Origin of the sequence: Streptomyces sp. CC0208, from assembly GCF_003443735.1 — a bacterium.
Classification (GTDB): Bacteria; Actinomycetota; Actinomycetes; order Streptomycetales; family Streptomycetaceae; genus Streptomyces; species Streptomyces sviceus.
On record NZ_CP031969.1, the window covers coordinates 1,964,886 to 1,980,975 of the forward strand.

At 71.2% G+C, this 16,090-nt stretch carries 14 protein-coding genes and 3 pseudogenes; 11 read left to right on the forward strand and 6 right to left on the reverse strand.

The annotated features are described in order from the left end of the window. Window positions 1-5: 5 nt before the first annotated feature. The gene (locus D1369_RS08945) at window positions 6-932 is read right to left on the reverse strand and encodes a ScbA/BarX family gamma-butyrolactone biosynthesis protein (protein ID WP_007385477.1); all 927 of its coding nucleotides are present in this window, start codon (window positions 930-932) and stop codon (window positions 6-8) included. Window positions 933-1,083: 151 nt separating this feature from the next. Between D1369_RS08945 and D1369_RS08950 the strand changes: the two genes are divergently transcribed. Then, complete coding sequence (locus tag D1369_RS08950) at window positions 1,084-1,746, forward strand: ScbR family autoregulator-binding transcription factor (RefSeq protein WP_007385476.1); 663 nt, start codon at window positions 1,084-1,086, stop codon at window positions 1,744-1,746. Between the two features lie 86 nt (window positions 1,747-1,832). Here D1369_RS08950 and D1369_RS08955 read toward each other — a convergent pair whose 3' ends face one another. Continuing rightward, window positions 1,833-3,617: a S8 family serine peptidase gene (locus D1369_RS08955; RefSeq protein WP_118083125.1), complete on the reverse strand. Its 1,785-nt coding sequence runs from the start codon at window positions 3,615-3,617 to the stop codon at window positions 1,833-1,835. Window positions 3,618-3,994: 377 nt separating this feature from the next. Between D1369_RS08955 and D1369_RS08960 the strand changes: the two genes are divergently transcribed. Beyond that, the gene (locus D1369_RS08960) at window positions 3,995-4,924 is read left to right on the forward strand and encodes a lytic polysaccharide monooxygenase (RefSeq protein ID WP_205574522.1); all 930 of its coding nucleotides are present in this window, start codon (window positions 3,995-3,997) and stop codon (window positions 4,922-4,924) included. An 18-nt stretch (window positions 4,925-4,942) separates the two neighbouring features. Here D1369_RS08960 and D1369_RS08965 read toward each other — a convergent pair whose 3' ends face one another. Continuing rightward, complete coding sequence (locus tag D1369_RS08965; RefSeq protein WP_037901744.1) at window positions 4,943-5,605, reverse strand: hypothetical protein; 663 nt, start codon at window positions 5,603-5,605, stop codon at window positions 4,943-4,945. A 664-nt stretch (window positions 5,606-6,269) separates the two neighbouring features. On the opposite strand from D1369_RS08965, the gene D1369_RS08970 reads away from it, so the two are divergent. Then, window positions 6,270-6,935: a DUF6230 family protein gene (locus D1369_RS08970; RefSeq protein ID WP_007385474.1), complete on the forward strand. Its 666-nt coding sequence runs from the start codon at window positions 6,270-6,272 to the stop codon at window positions 6,933-6,935. Beyond that, window positions 6,935-7,480, forward strand: coding sequence for a DUF6114 domain-containing protein (locus D1369_RS08975; RefSeq protein WP_202477113.1), 546 nt, complete (start codon window positions 6,935-6,937; stop codon window positions 7,478-7,480). Before D1369_RS08970 ends, D1369_RS08975 begins: the two co-directional genes overlap by 1 nt. An 82-nt stretch (window positions 7,481-7,562) precedes the next feature. On the opposite strand, the pseudogene D1369_RS44730 reads toward D1369_RS08975, so the two are convergent. Next, window positions 7,563-7,795, reverse strand: a pseudogene (locus tag D1369_RS44730) (peptidase E); the annotation flags it as partial. Window positions 7,796-7,888: 93 nt separating this feature from the next. Here D1369_RS44730 and D1369_RS08985 point away from each other — a divergent pair. Continuing rightward, a pseudogene (locus D1369_RS08985) lies at window positions 7,889-8,002 on the forward strand (AsnC family transcriptional regulator); the annotation flags it as partial. A gap of 564 nt (window positions 8,003-8,566) precedes the next feature. On the opposite strand, the pseudogene D1369_RS44735 reads toward D1369_RS08985, so the two are convergent. After that, a pseudogene (locus tag D1369_RS44735) lies at window positions 8,567-9,247 on the reverse strand (MFS transporter); the annotation flags it as partial. A gap of 164 nt (window positions 9,248-9,411) precedes the next feature. Here D1369_RS44735 and D1369_RS08995 point away from each other — a divergent pair. The 6 genes from D1369_RS08995 (at window position 9,412) to D1369_RS09020 (ending at window position 14,749) form a co-directional block, all read left to right on the forward strand. Beyond that, window positions 9,412-10,422 (forward strand): substrate-binding domain-containing protein, encoded by a 1,011-nt coding sequence (locus D1369_RS08995; protein ID WP_007385471.1) that lies wholly within the window; start codon window positions 9,412-9,414, stop codon window positions 10,420-10,422. A gap of 69 nt (window positions 10,423-10,491) precedes the next feature. Further along, entirely contained in the window at window positions 10,492-13,077 is a 2,586-nt protein-coding gene (locus tag D1369_RS09000; protein ID WP_118082384.1) for a nitrate- and nitrite sensing domain-containing protein, read from the forward strand. 10 nt (window positions 13,078-13,087) lie between these two features. Beyond that, window positions 13,088-13,510: a roadblock/LC7 domain-containing protein gene (locus tag D1369_RS09005; protein WP_007385469.1), complete on the forward strand. Its 423-nt coding sequence runs from the start codon at window positions 13,088-13,090 to the stop codon at window positions 13,508-13,510. A gap of 1 nt (window position 13,511) precedes the next feature. After that, window positions 13,512-13,871, forward strand: a complete 360-nt coding sequence (locus D1369_RS09010) for a DUF742 domain-containing protein (RefSeq protein ID WP_007385468.1) — start codon at window positions 13,512-13,514, stop codon at window positions 13,869-13,871. Beyond that, window positions 13,858-14,448, forward strand: a complete 591-nt coding sequence (locus D1369_RS09015; RefSeq protein ID WP_118082385.1) for an ATP/GTP-binding protein — start codon at window positions 13,858-13,860, stop codon at window positions 14,446-14,448. The genes D1369_RS09010 and D1369_RS09015 overlap by 14 nt, the downstream gene beginning before the upstream one ends. 91 nt (window positions 14,449-14,539) lie before the next feature. Further along, window positions 14,540-14,749, forward strand: a complete 210-nt coding sequence (locus tag D1369_RS09020) for a hypothetical protein (protein ID WP_118082386.1) — start codon at window positions 14,540-14,542, stop codon at window positions 14,747-14,749. A 95-nt stretch (window positions 14,750-14,844) separates the two neighbouring features. Here the strand turns inward: D1369_RS09020 and D1369_RS09025 are convergent, their stop codons facing one another. Beyond that, the gene (locus D1369_RS09025; protein ID WP_007385467.1) at window positions 14,845-15,810 is read right to left on the reverse strand and encodes an ABC transporter substrate-binding protein; all 966 of its coding nucleotides are present in this window, start codon (window positions 15,808-15,810) and stop codon (window positions 14,845-14,847) included. Window positions 15,811-16,090 lie beyond the last annotated feature (280 nt).

Consider the following 16,090-nt stretch of genomic DNA (forward strand, 5'->3'; position numbering starts at 1 on the left):
ATAACTCACCCTGCGACGGCACCCACCAGACACTCGAAGACCACCGACTCCCCTTGCCGCGCGATCACTTGTACGTCGGTGCCGTCCTCCCCGCTCACTTCCGTCCAGACCGGTTGGTCGAGCTCCGCGTACTGGTGAAACGTGGCGTGGAACGACGTCGGCACCCGGCGCTCGCGCCCGCCGTGCGCCCGTACGGTCTGGAGGGCGGCCTCCAGCAGGAGCATGCCGGGGACGTGGTCCAGGGGATGGTCGAAGAAAACAGGATGAGCGGTATCCACGCGCAGCCGCCAACGGCCGGGGCGTGCGGCGGGCGAAAGGAGGACGTCGGCGGCGAGGGCCCGGCCGACCGTGTCGGCGGGCAGCGGCGGTGGCAGCGGCCGCGGCAGTCGCAGGGCACCGACGTCGGCGGTACGTCCCCCGCGCAGCCGGCGGTAGACGGACTCGTTCGTCCAGGTCACGGATATACGGCCGGTCGCGACCCGCTCACCGCCCAGGCGTACGGCGGCGTCGTAGCGCAGTGCGGCCGGGCGGCCGGCGCGGCGGCGGACCTCCGCGGCGGTGATGTCGATGACGGGTTCGGCGGGTGCGGTGCCGACGGCCAGGTGTTCCGGGCGGGTGTCGACCCGCAGTTCCTTCAGGACGAACTGATGGCCGAGCGGGACCTCGTACTCCGCGTGGGCGAGCAGCGCCCCGCACTGGCGGACCGTTTCTGCGACCAACAGCGGCTCGTACGCCGAGCGGTCCGGAGACACGTGTAACTGATGGACGCGCGGCCACTGTGCGGTGATGGCGAACCGGTCGGTGTCCGTCCTGGCCCAGCCGGTGAGGAGGATCTCCGCGACGGCCACGCGGTGCACGAACTCCCGGGGTACGGTCGCCGTCAGGGGCCCGGCACCGGGCCGGGCCTGCGCGAACTGCCGTAACTCTGGCATGTTTCCCCTCGTTCCTCCGAAGCGATGACGGACGGTGAGGTGCCCGTGCCCGTGCCGGTGAGCGATAGAGTACGAGGGATTCCGGTCTGTTTTCAATGTGACCTGATCGAGACCGGACGAGATCCGAACTCGGCGCATGGGAGGGGTTCTTATGGCGAGACAGGAGCGCGCCATCAGGACACGCAGGACGATCGTGGAGGCCGCGGGCGCCGTCTTCGACGAGCACGGGTACGCCGCGAGCACCATCGCGATGGTGCTGGAGCGGGCCGACGTCACCAAGGGTGCGCTGTATTTTCACTTCCCCTCCAAGGAGTCCCTGGCCCAGGCGGTGCTCGACGAGCAGTTGCCGCTGGGTGCCGTACCGCCGCATCCGTGCAAGGTGCAGGAGATCGTCGACACGACGTTCGTCTTCGGGCAGCGGCTGCGGACCAACTCCCTGCTGAAGGGAAGCGTGCGACTGACGGTGGACCAGTGCGCGCCGCCCGGTGTCGATCACACGGGGCCGTTCCGGCAGTGGAGCGAGCATGTGGTGTCGCTGCTGCAAGAGGCGCGGGAACAGGGCGAGTTGCTGCCCACCGTCGCGCTGCGGGACACGGCGGATCTGCTGGTCGGGGCGTTCGCCGGAGTGCAGTTGATGTCACGGGCGCTGCACGGGCGGGAGGATCTCGCGCACCGGATCTCCGTCATGTGGGCTCACATGCTGCCCAGCATCGTGGTCCCGGGGCTGCTGGTCGGCCTCGACAGCCGACCCGACCGCGGGGCACGGGTGCTGGCGTCCCTCGGGAGCGGTGAACTGGTGGGCGCCCAGGCCTGATCGGGCACCCCTGTCACGGGCAGCACGCAGGTGGGCCGGCCGGTGCCCCATCCGCACCGGCCGGCCCACCCGTTCAGGGAGTTCGCTCAGAAGGTGAGCTTCCAGCCGTTGAGCGTGCCCGTGTCCTGCGCCGCCGTGTCCTGGACGCGAAGCTTCCAGGTGCCGTTGGCCGCCTCGGAGGAGGCATTCACGGTGTAGGTGGTGTTGACGTTGTCCGCGGAGTCCGAGGAACTCGCCGCCTTCAGGCTGTACACCGTGCCGTCCGGGGCGACGAGGCCGATCACCAGGTCACCGCGGTAGGTGTGGGTGATGTCGACGCCGACCTGGAGTGTGGAGGGGGCGTTGCCGCTGCGGCCGCTGACGGCGATCGAGGACTCGATCGCCGAGCCGTTGTCCGGGATGGCGACGGCGGTGGTGCTGGAGAAGGTCGTCCCCGTCGTCGTACCGCCGCCGCTCACGGCCGCCACCGTCTTCGCCGCGTCCGCGAGGCCCGCACCGCAGCCGCCCGAGCAGGCGCCCGGCAGGGGGCGGGCGTTGTTCTTGATGGCGGTCTCGATCTGCGCCGGGGTCAGCGCGGGGTTCGCCGACTTGACCAGCGCGACCAGGCCCGCGATGTGCGGGGTGGCCATGCTGGTGCCCTGGTAATAGGCGTACGACTCCGAAGAAGGCGTCGAGGCACCGGAGTTGAGGGTGGACAGGATGCCGTTGGCGGTTCCGGTGCTGGTCTGGCCACCGGGTGCCGAGATGTCCACGAGGGAGCCGTAGTTGGAGTACGAGGCCTTGGCGCCTGAGCGGTTGGTGGCGGCGACCGAGATGATGTTGTTGCAGTTGCCCGGCGAGTGGCCGGAGACGTTCTCGTTGTCGTTGCCGGCGGCCACGACCACGGTCGTACCGCGGCTGACGGCGTTGTTGATGGCGGTCTGGGTCGCCGAGGTGCAGGCGCCGTCGCCGCCGAGGCTCATGTTGATGACCTTGGCGACATTGGTGTTGGCGGGCACGCCGGAGACGGTGCCGCCGGACGCCCAGGTGATGCCGTCGATGATGTCGGAGTCGTAGCCGCCGCACTTGCCGAGGACGCGCACCGGGGAGATCTTCGCGCCGTACGCGATGCCCGCGACGCCCTTGCCGTTGTTCGTGACCGCGGCGATGGTGCCGGCGACGTGCGTGCCGTGCCAGGAGGAGCTGGAGGCCGGGATGCCGGAGCCGCACTCGTTGGCGGCGTAGTAGTCGCCCGGGTCGGCCGGGTTGCTGTCGCGGCCGTCGCCGTCGACGGAGACCGCGGTGTCGGAGATGAAGTCGTAGCCGCCGACGATGTTCGCGGCGAGGTCGGAGTGGGTGACGTAGCCGGTGTCGATGACGGCGACGGTGACACCGCTGCCGGTCGACGTCGGCCAGGCGGCCGGCACGTTCATGCCGGCCGTGGACTCGAACAGGTCCCACTGCTTGGCGTACTCGGTGTCGTTCGGGTCGGCCTGCGGCTTGTTGAGGCGGTCCGGTACGACGTAGGCGACCTGCGGGTCGGCCTTGAACTCGGCGACGGCGTCGGCCACTTCGGCCTTGCTGGGGTCCGCGCCGAGGTCGACGAGGGCGGCCCCGGTGCCGAGTCTGCGCTGGAAGTCGGCGTCCTTGGCGGCGGCGTCGGCCTCGGCGGCCTTGTTCGACGTGGCCTCGGCGGCGCCGGACTTGTAGCCGACGATGAGGCGCTCGGCCTGGATGCCGGGGGCGGCCTCGGTGAGCGCGGCCGGGACAGCGGCCTCCTGGGCGGGGGTGTCCTGGGCGACGGCGACGGAGGCCGTACCGACGGAGAGGAGGGCCGCGGAGACGGCGGCGGCGGATATCAGCTTCCGCCGCAGGGAGGGGGAGGTACGCAAGGGCTTGCCTTTCGTGGCCGTGCTCCGGGCAGCGCGGAGCATCAGTCGAATCGCTTCGTCGATGAAGCAGCGGGGGGTGACGCCAGGAGCGCGGCGGCCGGCCATACGTGGGGGGCGTGACCCGTTCGGGGTTACCTGTGGGTCAGCTGTGGTCGAACGATAGGCAAAGAGCAGGTCATGCGGATACAGGGGAAACCCTTGATCGGGCCGGAAACACCCCCTCCACGGTGGCCGGTTGAGCGGGGGTGGCCGCTTTGCCCGCGTCTGCGCGGGAGCGGCCGAGCCGGTGTGCCGGTGAACGCGCGGGGCACGCCGTCCGTACTGCACGGAAGCCCGTCGTTCCCGCGCCGCCCGAGGAGGCGTTCCGGATGTTCCGGATGCCCTGGACCACCGCCCGTCGTACCAGCGCGGCGGCCGCCGCCGCCCTGACCCCGTTCCTGCTGACCGTGTTCGCGGCGGCGCCCGCGCAGGCCCACGGCGCTCCCACCGATCCGGTCAGCCGGGTCTTCGCCTGCTCCCCCGACGGTGACTCCACGGGCACGCCCGCCTGCCGGACCGCCGTGGCGGCGAACGGCTCGCCCTTCACGGCGTGGGACAACCTGAGGGTCGCGAACGTGAACGGCCGGGACCGGCAGACGATCCCCGACGGGAAGCTGTGCAGCGGCGGCCTGCCCGCCTACCGAGGCCTCGACCTGGCCCGCTCCGACTGGCCGGCCACCCGCCTGTCCCCCGGCGCGACCCTGACCATGAAGTACGTCTCGACGATCCCGCACACCGGCACGTTCCGCATGTACCTCACCGAGCCCGGCTACGACCCGTCGAAGCCGCTGAAGTGGTCCGATCTCCCGGAGCAGCCGTTCGCCCAGGCCAAGGACCCGGCGCTGACGAACGGCGCGTACCGGATCCGGATGACGTTGCCGAAGGACCGCACGGGCCGGCAGGTGCTGTACACGATCTGGCAGAACAGCAGTACGGCGGACACGTACTACTCGTGCTCGGACGTGGTGTTCCCGGCGGCGGCCGGCAAGGGCGGGGGCGAGGCGAGCGCCGCCGCGTCGCCGACCCGGTCGAAGGCGGCGGAGAAGAAACCCGCGCAGAGCCCGACGCCGGCCGCTCCCGCCGTCACGCCCTCGCCGACGCCGTCCGTGGCACGTTCGGCGGGTGCCGCCGTGCCCGACTCCACTCCGGTGGCGGCCGACGCCGATCCCGGCTCCGGTCCTTCCGCGCCCATGATGGCGGGCGGCGCCGCCGCGGTGCTGGTGCTCACCGGGGGCGCCGCCCTGGCGCTTCGTCTGCGCCGACGCTGAACTACGAGGTTACGGAGTTCAGTTGACGTAGACCGGCTCGCCGCCCGTGGTCACCGGGCTGTACTTCGCGGTCCAGAAACCGCTGGCGGGGCACAGCGAGGAACCGGACGTCCGGCTGAACTGCTGGTTGGCGAACTTGATGCTGTTGTCGGTGTTGTCGGCCGTGCCGGCCAGGCCGGACGCCGCCTGGTAGACACAGCTGACGCTGCCCAGCAGGGTGCGCAGCACGACGGTGGTCTGGATGGCGGTACCGCTCGCCGGGGTCACGGCGACGGAGCCGTCGGAGGACACGGCCGTGGTGTACGGCAGGTTGTTCACCGTGACGCTGGTGACGCCGAGGACGCCGACCACGTTCGAGGTGCAGCCGCTGAAGGTCTGCCCGGTCAGGGACTCGGTGGCGGTGCCCGGCGCGGTCGGGTTGCCGCTGACCGTGGCGGTGAAGGTGGAGGCCGTGCAGGTGATCCCGCTGGTGCCCGTCGAGCTGGAGTAGAGGGTCGCGGTGGTGCCGGTGGCCAGGGACGCGCTGATGGTCGAGCCCTCGGCGACGTTGGGGCCGCCGACCGAGCCGGTGGTGAGGACGGCGACGTCGGCCGCCGCGGCGGGGGCGGACGCGGCCACGGCCACAGGCAGCGCGAAGGCGGCGGCAGCGGCGGTGAGGGAGAGCAGAGAACGCATACGCATGCGGGGTTGCCTCTTTCCTGAGGTGAGGGTGGGTGTGGGGGGGGGCGCGGACGCGCGTCGGCGTCCACCGTTGCCGGCCCGTCACGCCTTCTCCGTACATGACGGACCGGCAACGGCATCAGACCGGTGACCGGCCGGGTGCCCCATGGGGGAGGGTCCGGCCGGGCCGGGTGAGAGAGGCGAGCCCGGTGCGGCCTCGGGGGGAATCGGCCGGTTCGGGTGCCGTGGAGGGGGCGGACTCGGGCGGTGAAGAACCCGTGCGGGACAGCTGGTCCGGGCACGGGGGCAGGTGCCGCCCGACGGCTTGGATCCGGCGCCACGGATCCGAGCGAGCCAGGGAGAGTTGTAGACCTGATCATCCGTCAACGTCAAGGTGTCGCAGGGTAGTTGATCTTCAATCAGCGCTTTTTGTCGCCGCCGGAAGGGTTGTTGATCACGGGGGCCCCATAATCGACACCCTTTACTCACAACTTGCTTGACCCATGGACGTAACCGCCGGTAACTTCCGTGGCATTACTGCGGAGTACGAGAAAGCCCTTGCAGCCGCCGGGGGTTGGGAGGAGACGTGCACCGCAGCCACCGTCCGCGCCAGGACACAAGCCACTGAAGCCGTACATCCGCACGTGAGCATCACTTGCGTTGACTATGCCCCTGGGAGCAACACATGGCCTCGTCCGTCGGCACCACCTCCGAGACCCCTGAAAGCGGTTCCGCACCCGAAGCCCCCGGCAGCTCCGCGAGACGCGGGCGGGTCCGGGGCCGCCGGGCCGCGATCATGGCCGTACCGGCCGTCGCGATCACCGCGGGGCTCGCGATCATGACCGCCGAGGGTGCTCTGGGTGCCCAGTTCGCCATCTCCGGCATGCCCTTCACGGTCACCGCGGAAAGCCTCGACGGCACCGGCTTCGAGCAGTTCGGCGGCCTCGACAACATGGCGGACAACAGCCCGAACGCCGGCGACACCGGTGGTCAGGTGCTGGTCGTGACCTCCGCCATCAAGAGCGCGACCCTTTCCAAGCTGTGCCAGAGCGTCGACCTGGGCGGCACCAACCTGAAGATCGAGGCAGGCTCCGGGGAGAGGAAGGTCGAGGCCACCGACCTGACCACGGACTCGACCGAGATGTCCGGTAACGCCGCCTTCCGCAACATCGAGATCGGCAACGACGCCAGCACCCTCACCAAGGCGGGGGTGAAGGGCCCCCTCGGCGTCTTCAGCCAGCAGGCCGACACCGTGCACATCGACACCCTGCGGCAGACCAACTACGCCACCACGGCAGGTGTGTTCAAGCTGCCCGGCCTCAAGCTGAGCTTCAGCAGCAAGGCCTGCTGATGGAGGGGCAGGAGCCGGTGGGCGGGCCCGAGCCGACGGGCGGACAGCAGCCTGTCGCCGAGCAGGACGCGTTCACCCGCTGGGTGTACGGACGCCCCTTCTTCGGCGGCCTCTGGCTCACCCTGGGCGGGGCCTGGATCCTGCTCACCATGAAGGCCTCGGTGAAGGTCGTCCTGCACATCGGGATGCAGGGCGTGGCGGGCTACCTCCTGCCGACCCTGATGGTGCTGCTGGGGCTGCTGATCCTCTTCAGCCCCGACCAGCGCCTGTTCTACTCGATCACCGGCGTCCTGATCTCCATGGGCACCTGGGTCACCTCGAACCTGGGCGGCTTCATGGTCGGCCTCCTGCTGGGGGTCGCGGGAAGCGTCCTGACCTTCGGCTGGCTGCCCGAACAGGACCCACGGGTGAGCCGGCGCGAGCGGCGCGGTCCGGCTCGGCCGGCGGCACAGGACGGCTCTGCGACCGACGCAGGGCACCAGGGCACCGACATCCCCACGGCTCAGACCGTGACGGCCGCCGGAGTACCGAGGGCCGCCCAGTAACCCGGACGAGCGGACCGCTCCGGCAGCCGGCTCGCGCATCCGCCTTCCCCCTCCCGGGGCCCGGACCGCGCAGGCACGCCCGTCACACGCCGGGCAGCCTGCGCGGTTCGACGCGTTCCTCGACCGCTCTGTCGCCTTCGCGCGTCACGAGGTAGGCACCCTTGCCGGGCACCTCGGTGCAGTGGGTGGCGGGCAGGGTGCCGTCCGCGACGAGTCGGTGGACCAGGGGCGGGGGCCCGGGTCGCTGTCGTAGTGCACCCCGTTGCCGTACGGCAGGAATCCCAACACGTCGGTGAGCGGGCGGAGTTCGCTTCCATGTCGTCCAGGTTGGGCATGGGGAAGAGGTGCAACAGCGTGAGGTCGAGGGCTTGGTGTGCCAGGGCGTCCCTCCTCGCCCCGTCCGGGAGCATGGTGTCGTTGGTGGCGTTCAGCCGGATCGCCTCCGTGCTGGGCGTCTCGGCGCAGACGGTCGCGCGGCGGTACCGGCGACTGCGCGCGGAGTCCGGACTGCGGGTGGTGGGAACCGCGTTCAGGAGGCCCGCCGCCGAGCCCGTCTCGCGGGGCCGGAGCGGGGTCAGGGCCAGGGTGAAGAAGGCGGGGGCGAAGAGGCCGGCGCCGCAGCCGACGGCGGTCAGGGCAAGGGGCAGGGCCCGGGGGTACCCACCCGGTGTCGCCGAGTGGTAGACGGCCACGGACGCGCACAGGCCGGCCAGCAGGACACCGAGCCCGGCGTACATCACGCGGCGCCCCCACCGTCGTACGCCGTACGCCCCCCGCCGCCCACGAGGCCAGAGCGAGCCCGAGCGACAACGGGGCGAGGGTCAGGCCCGACTTCAACACACCGATCCCGAAGCCCAGTTGGACTGAAGCCCCACGACGGTCATGAGACCGTTCGTCACCGCGAAGAAGGCCGTGGAGGCGACCAGCGCGGCCGGGAAGGCCCGGTGGGCGAACAGCCCCGGCTCCACCAGCGGGGGTGCGGCCCGGGGAGAGGTCCGAGCCGATCAGGGGCTCGCGGGCCAGGCGCAGGACCACCAGTGCGAGCGGGACGTTGACCAGGAACACCACGCGCCAGGACGAGCCGCACAGGTCGGCGTGGGTCAGCACCCCGCCGAGTACCGGTCCGCACACGGCCGCGAGGCCCATCACCGGGCCGATGCAGCCCAGGGCCCTGGACAGCTCGGGGCCCGAGAACATCGCCTTGATCAGGCCGATGGTCTGGGGGACGATCACCGCCGCCGCGGCTCCCTGCAGCGCCCTGAAGGCGATCAGGACCCCTACAGCGGGCGCCAGGGCGCAGGCGACGGAGGCGAGCGTGAAGCCCGCGACGCCCGCGACGAACAGCCGCTTGCGGCCGAGGATGTCGTCGAGCCGCCCGCGCCGGTGACGAGCAGCACCGCGAACGGCAGGGTGTAGGCGGCACCGAACCACTGCACGTCCGACACCGCCCCGCCCGCCCAGTTCGGCGTGGATGGCGGGCGCGGCGACCTGGACGACGGTCGCGTCCAGCAGGTTCATGGCCTCGCCGAGCAGCAGCGCACCGAGCGCGAGCCGTCGGGAGGGGTTCAGGTGGTGGGTGGTCATGGTCATGGTCATGGTCATGGGACCAGGCTGGGAAGCGGTCCCGCCGGAGGGCCAGCCACGGACGCAGTATCGAGGAATTCTTCCGTCCAGAGGGGCCGGGACGAGGAAAACGCACACCGCCGAGGTGGTTCGGGACGCGGACATGGGGTGCGGTCTCCTCCCGCACACGTACGTGAAGATCATTACGATGCGGAACCGAGAAGTCACTACACGGGCTGATCACTTGACTACCGGCGGTCACACGCGGTTGGCTCCTGGCCAGTGAAAGTTCGACGGCCGACGCGCCCGCGTCCCGGCCGCACTTTCGCGTTCCGCCTGCCAGGCCGCACAGCGAGGTGCCGCACCCCATGAACACTCCTCCCCCACCTCGGACTTCCTTGAGATCCCTGCGCGTGGCCGCCCTCACCTCCGTCGCCGTGCTGCTTCTCGCCGGCTGCTCCGGCGCCGGCGGCGACCTCGGCGGGGGCACAGACGCGGCGAAGGGCGCGGACGGCGCCGGGCTGAAGATCGCCCTGATCACCCACGGCGGCGAGGGCGACTCCTTCTGGGAACGTGTGCAGAAGGGGGCCGAGGCCGCCGCCGCCAAGGACGGTGTCGACCTGACGTACGCCAACGACTCCGATCCGGCGGGGCAGGCCCAGCTGGTGCGCGACGCGATCAGCGACCGGGTCGACGGCATCGCGGTGACCCTGGCCAAGCCGGCCGCGATGAGGGCCCCGGTGGCCGCGGCCCGGGCGGCCGGCATTCCGGTGGTGGGCCTCAACTCCGGTATCGACGCCTGGAAGTCGCAGGGACTGCTGGAGTACTTCGGCGAGGACGAGATCGTCGCCGGCGCGGCCGTCGGCGACAAGCTGAACGGCCTGAAGGTCAAGCACGCGCTGTGCGTCATCCACGAGCGGGGCAATGTCGCCCTGGAGGCGCGCTGCGCCGGAGTGAAGAAGACGTTCGGCGGCGAGACCGAGAACCTGTACGTGGAGGGCACCGACCCCGAGGCCGTGGACACCGTCCTCACGGCCAGGCTGCGGCAGAACCCCGGCATCGACGAGGTCGTCACCCTCGGCGCGCAGTTCGCGCTGGATGCCGTGGACTCGGTGAAGGCCGCCGGCAGCAGGGCCCACGTCGCCACCTTCGACCTCAACAACGACCTGGTCAAGGCGGTCCGCGCCGGGGACGTGCAGTTCGCGGTGGACCAGCAGCCGTATCTGCAGGGCTACCTCGCCGTGGACTCGCTGTGGCTGTACCGGACCAACGGCAACATCAGCGGGGGCGGCGTGGCTCCCGTGCTCACCGGGCCCGCGTTCGTCACCCGGACGAACGTCGCCGCGGTCGCGAAGTTCGCCGCCGCGGGCACGCGGTGACCTCCCCTCCCGACAACCGCTACCCCCCGACCGGCCCACTCCGCTCTCCCTGACCGCCCAAGGACGACCATGCCCGACCGGAAAGGCGCCCGCCGCCGCCTCGGCTCCATACGTCTCTCCCTCATCATGCTGGCGCTGGTGCCGAGCGTGACGCTCGCCGCGATGTGGGGTGTGACGACCACGCAGTTGTTCTCGGAAGGCCTGCGGCTGCGCTCGCAGACCGAGCTGAGCAGGTCGACCGGCGCGATGGGCACCGAGACCACGCTCGCGCTGCAGGGGGAACGCGCGGTGTCCGCCGCCTGGCTGTCCAAGGTGCCCGGTTCCCGGGCCGCCCTGGACGAGAAGCGGGCGGCCACGGACGCGGCGGTCGCCCAGCTCGTGCGGCGGTCCGAGGAGATCCAGCGGGCGCCCGCGCGCATCGCCGACCAGCTGTACTCGGTCCTCGGCTCGGTGGGCAGCCTGGAGTACTACCGCGACCAGGTGGACCACCCCACCGACATCACCTCCGAGCAGGCCCTCGACCAGTACACGTCGATCATCGACGACCAGATACACGCCTTCCAGCAGCTCTCGCAGGTCGACGACGGCGACCTCACCTCGCAGGCCGGTCCGCTCGTCGCGCTCGAACACGCGGCGGAGCTGACCTCGCAGGAGGATGTGGCACTCACCCTGGCCTGGCCGTCCGGGCATCTCGACGAGAAGGCCTGGGAGCACTTCGTCCAGCTGGTCAACACCCGCCGGTGGCTCGTCGAGGACCAGATCGTGCCCGCGCTGAGCGGCGAGGCGAAGACGCAGACCGAGCGGATCCTGTCGAGCGCGGACTGGCGGACCCTCACGGCGGTCGAGGACCAGGTCCTCGCCGCTCGCCCGGTCGCCGGCACCGGACGGGTGGCCCTGCCGGACGCGGGCAAGCGGTGGTCGGCCGCGATGACGAGGGTCTCCGTCCGCTACACCGACCTGATCCGGCAGCAGACCTCGGGCCTGCTGACCCGGAGCGCGGACAAGGCGCACGAGCAGTTGCTGACGGCGGGCTCCCTGAGCGCGGGCGGACTGATCGCGCTGCTGATCTGCCTGGTCATGTCCTGGCGGATCACCCGTTCGCTGTCCCGGCGGCTGCGGGGCCTGCGGGAGGCCACGCTGGGCCTCGCCCAGGAACGGCTTCCGGACGTGGTCGCGCGCCTGGAGCGGGGCGAGAAGGTCGATGTGGACCGGGCCGCACCGGAGTTGGACTACGGCTCGGACGAACTGGGGCAGGTCGCCCAGGCGTTCAACACGGCACAGCGCACAGCCGTGGTGACCGCCGTCGAACTCGCCGACACCCGGCGGGGGTTCCAGAAGGTGATCCTCGGGATCGCCCGGCAGAGCCAGAACCTTGTCAACCTCCAGCTCAGCCGGCTGGACACCCTGGAGCGCGAGCACCAGGACCCGGACGTCCTGGCGGGGCTGTACGAACTCGACTCCACGGCCAGCCAGTTGCGGCGGTACGAGGAGAACCTGGTCATCATCAGCGGCGGGCAGCCGCGGCGCAGCTGGACCGAGCCGGTCGCGCTGATCGACATCCTGCGCAGTGCGGTGGGCGAGGTCGCCGAGTACCAGCGGGTGGAGGTGCGCACCGAGGAGGAGGTCTGCGTGGCCCCGCCCGCGGTCGCGGACGTGATCCACCTGCTGGCCGAACTGATCGAGAACGCCACGCTGTACTCGCCCGCGCCGAGTCCGGTCGGGGTACGGGCCGGGCTGGTCGCCAAGGGGCTGGCCATCGAGGTCGAGGACCGGGGCCTCGGCATGTCGGAGGACGAGTACGCCGCCTTCAACGCCCACTTGGCCGAGGCCCCCAAGTTCGACGTGGTCGCCCTTGCCGACGACCTCCGACTCGGCATGTTCGTCGTCGCCCGCCTCGCCAACCGCCACGGCATCCAGGTGACCCTGCGCTCCTCGCCGTACGGCGGAACGACGGCGATCGTGCTGATCCCGCACGAGATCGTCGTACGGGAGGAGCACGAGCCGGAGGGCCGGGGCGGGGCGACGGCCTCAGTGACCGCAGGGGCGACGGCCTCAGTGACCGCAGGGACAACGGCCTCAGTGACCGCAGGGGCGACCGCGGAAGCGACGGCCGGGAAGTCGGATCCGGCAGCGGTCGGGGCCTCCCCCGGTACGGACGGTACGGAAGGTACGGCGGACTCCGCCGACTCGGCGGACACCTCGGGCCCGGAGGACCGGGCAGGCGCCGCGCGGGCCGGGGACCCGGCGGAGCCGGCGGGATCGCCGGGCGCGGAGCCGACGCCCGGAGCGGTGTCCGGGCGGGCGGGGCCCCGGCCGCTCCCGGCGGCTCGTGACACACCCGCCCCCCGCCCCGACGGTCTCACCCCGCTCCCCCGGCGGGTGCCGCAGACCAGCCTCGCCGTCGAGCTGCGCGAGGAGGTCTCGGCCCGTGGCCAGGAGGAGGATGCCGACGAGTTCACCGCCGACCACGCGGCCTCCTCGCTCGCCGGATTCCAGCGCGGCACGCTCCGCGCCCGGGACGAGGACGACCTCCTCGACACCCCCGAGGACACGCTCGCACCCGGGGAACCGACCACCGCCGACTCGAACGGCCGGCCCGGCGCTCCGGAGGCCCCGCCCGTCGCCGCCCGTACTCCCGACACCGATCGCTCATGAAGGACACGCCATGACACGCCCCACCCCCGCCACGCACACCCAGCTGGACCAGCTGCTCACCGGACTCGTGGAGCGGGTCGCCGACGTGACGCAGGCGGTCGTGCTCTCCGAGGACGGGCTGGTCGTCAGCAAGTCCACCGGGTTCCTGCGCGACGACGCCGAACGGCTGGCGGCGACCGCGTCCGGTCTGATGAGCCTGAGCAAGGGCGTCAGCATGGACTTCCGGGGCGGCCCGGTGCGCCAGGCGCTCATCGAGATGGCCAACAGTTTCCTGGTCCTCACCTCCGCGGGGCCCGGCGCCCACCTCGTCGTCCTCACCGGACCGAACGCCGACGTCGGCGTGGTGGCGTACCAGATGAACATGCTGGTGAAGAAGATCGGCGAGCACCTCAGCGCGGCACCACGGGCCGGCATCGGCCCCACCGGCGGGTGAGGTGACCGACAGTGACGCGGCCGGCCGGCTGGTGCGACTGTTCGCCCTGACCGGCGGACGGACCCGGCCCAGCCGAGCCGACTTCACCCTCATCACGACGGTGACCGCGGTGGACCCGCCGCCGGAGGGGTCCCCCCGGCCGCAGGCGGAGCAGAGCCGCATCCTGCGCCGGTGCGCCCGCCCGGTCGCCGTGGCGGAGCTGGCCGCGCTGCTCGACCTCCCGGTCAGCGTGGTCGTGATCATGCTGTGCGACCTCCTGGAGGCGGGCCTGATCACCGCGCACCCGCCGCGCCCCGTCTCGCCCCGCACCCCGGACCTGGACCTGTTGCAGAAAGTGAGGGAAGGCCTTGGCCGGCTCTGACGCGCTCGCCACCGGGACAGCCGCTCCCGCCGCGCCCGACACCGTCAAGATCCTCATCGCCGGGGGCTTCGGTGTCGGCAAGACCACCATGGTCGGGTCGGTCAGCGAGATCACCCCGCTGCGCACGGAGGAACCCCTCACCGTCGCCGGTCTGGGTGTCGACGACCTCGCCGGGATCGAGGAGAAGCGGGCCACGACCGTGGCCATGGACTTCGGCCGGATCACCATCAGCGACGAACTCGTGCTGTACCTCTTCGGCACCCCGGGCCAGCAGCGGTTCTGGTTCATGTGGAACGACCTCGCCGTCGGGGCCCTCGGCGCGGTCGTCCTCATCGACGTGCGGCGCCCGGAGTCGAGCTTCGCCGCCGTGGACTTCTTCGAGCGCCGGCGCATCCCCTTCGTTGTCGCCGTGAACGGTTTCGACGGCCGGCACCCGTACCCGGCCGACGACATCAGGGAGTCCCTGGCCCTTCCGCCGGACGTCCCGGTGGTGCTGTGCGACGCACGGCGGCGCGAGTCGTCCCGGGACGTGCTGATCGTCCTCCTGGACCTGCTGATCGCCGCGGCGGTCGACTAGGACCTGGCAGGCCCGGGAAGCCCTGGCGCCGGATCTCACTCGTCGGGACGGGTCAACTCCGGGCCGGGTCGTCCTGCGCCGTGCGACGACCGTGGGCGACGAGATCGGCGCGACGGCCCGCGCGGCCAGGGTGCGGGGCACCAGAACGGCGCGGGTGCTGGGGAACCACCCCAGGCGGCGGCAGGGCCCTGCCGACCCGGCGGCGCTCACCGGGTACGAGGAGGCGAGCGCCGCCGTCGCTCGCGCGCTCCTCGTCACGGCGGGGCTCCTTGACGTCACCATCGTTGATCGCCGGTGGTGACGGCCGCGCGTGGACACTCCTGGAACCCTGGGAGCGGCGGCCCGGGCGGGCCCGGGCACCTGAGCTGCCCGGGCCGTGCGCTGCGACCGGGACCGTCAGCCGAGACCGTTCGACTTCAGCCAGGCCTTCGCCACGTCCAGCGGGTCCCCGTTCTCCAGCTGGACCTGGGAGTCCATGGCGAGGAGGGCCTTCGTGTCCAGCTTGGCCGAGACCGCGTTCAGGGCGGCCACGCCCTCCTTGCTGAGCCCGGACTTGTAGACCAGCGGGGTCACGTTCGCGAAGCCGAAGAGGTTCTTCGGGTCCTGGAGGACGACGAACTTCTCCTTGGTGATGGTCGGGTCGGTCGTGAAGATGTCCGCGGCCTGCACGGTGTTCTTCTTGAGCGCCGCCTGGGTCAGCGGGCCGCCCGCGTCGAGGGCCTTGAAGGACTTGAACTTCAGGCCGTACTGGGACTCGAGGCCGAGCAGGCCCTGCTGCCGGGTCTGGAACTCCGGCGAACCGCCGATGACCAGGTCCGGGGCGATGGACTTGAGGTCGGCGAGGGTGGACTCGGTGGTCAGGTGGTACTGCTTCGCGGTGGCCGCGTTGACCGTGACCGAGTCCTTGTCCTCCGCGGGCGCCGAGTCCAGCAGCGTCAGCTTGGAGTCCAGCTTCGCCTTGACGGCCGCGTTCACGCCCTCCGCGGACTCCTGCTTCGCGTCCTTGTCGAGGTAGGCCAGCAGGGAGCCGTTGTACTCGGGCAGGACGGTGATGGAGCCGTTCTTCAGCAGGCCGTAAGTGGTCTCGCGGCTGCCGATGTTGGGCTTGTAGGTGACCTTGATGCCCTTGGCCTTCAGGGCCTCGCCGTAGATGTCGGCGAGCAGGATGCTCTCGGCGAAGTTGTTCGAGCCGACGACGACGGTGTCACCGCTCGCGGCGCCTCCCGTGTCCTCGCTCAGCGGGTCGGAGCTGTCGTCGGAGGACCCGCATCCCGCCAGCAGGACCGTGGCGGCGGCGAGCGCGACGGCGGCCACGCCGGGGTTCTTCCTGAGGGACCTGCGGTGTGCGGCGGTAGAAGTCACGATTCCCGTTCCGGAAGTCAGGGGATGCAAGGTGGTCCAGGCGTCCGAGAAGGGAAGCCCTTGCACTGATCCAATCCAGCCTGTTCTCACTCAGTCAAGACCGGCCTGGTCACAATTGGCGCCACCCTGTGGTCGGTTGTGAAGGAAAAGCGAAACCGGCACGCGGGGTGCGACTCGGGTTGTAACGGATTCTTGACTCAGGGCGGCAACAAGCGCTGTCCGAAGAGGCTGTAGTCTCGCCGCAGTTGGCGCCGGTCACACAGGCGTGCAGGAGCCACTC

What these genes read in the sequence shown, in the direction of transcription:
- D1369_RS08945 (WP_007385477.1), bottom strand. Translation starts at nt 932, where the DNA reads ATGCCAGAGTTACGGCAGTTCGCGCAGGCCCGGCCCGGTGCCGGGCCC.
- D1369_RS08950 (WP_007385476.1), top strand. Translation starts at nt 1,084, where the DNA reads ATGGCGAGACAGGAGCGCGCCATCAGGACACGCAGGACGATCGTGGAG.
- D1369_RS08960 (WP_205574522.1), top strand. Translation starts at nt 3,995, where the DNA reads ATGCCCTGGACCACCGCCCGTCGTACCAGCGCGGCGGCCGCCGCCGCC.
- D1369_RS08965 (WP_037901744.1), bottom strand. Translation starts at nt 5,605, where the DNA reads ATGCGTATGCGTTCTCTGCTCTCCCTCACCGCCGCTGCCGCCGCCTTC.
- D1369_RS08970 (WP_007385474.1), top strand. Translation starts at nt 6,270, where the DNA reads ATGGCCTCGTCCGTCGGCACCACCTCCGAGACCCCTGAAAGCGGTTCC.
- D1369_RS08975 (WP_202477113.1), top strand. Translation starts at nt 6,935, where the DNA reads ATGGAGGGGCAGGAGCCGGTGGGCGGGCCCGAGCCGACGGGCGGACAG.
- D1369_RS08995 (WP_007385471.1), top strand. Translation starts at nt 9,412, where the DNA reads ATGAACACTCCTCCCCCACCTCGGACTTCCTTGAGATCCCTGCGCGTG.
- D1369_RS09000 (WP_118082384.1), top strand. Translation starts at nt 10,492, where the DNA reads ATGCCCGACCGGAAAGGCGCCCGCCGCCGCCTCGGCTCCATACGTCTC.
- D1369_RS09005 (WP_007385469.1), top strand. Translation starts at nt 13,088, where the DNA reads ATGACACGCCCCACCCCCGCCACGCACACCCAGCTGGACCAGCTGCTC.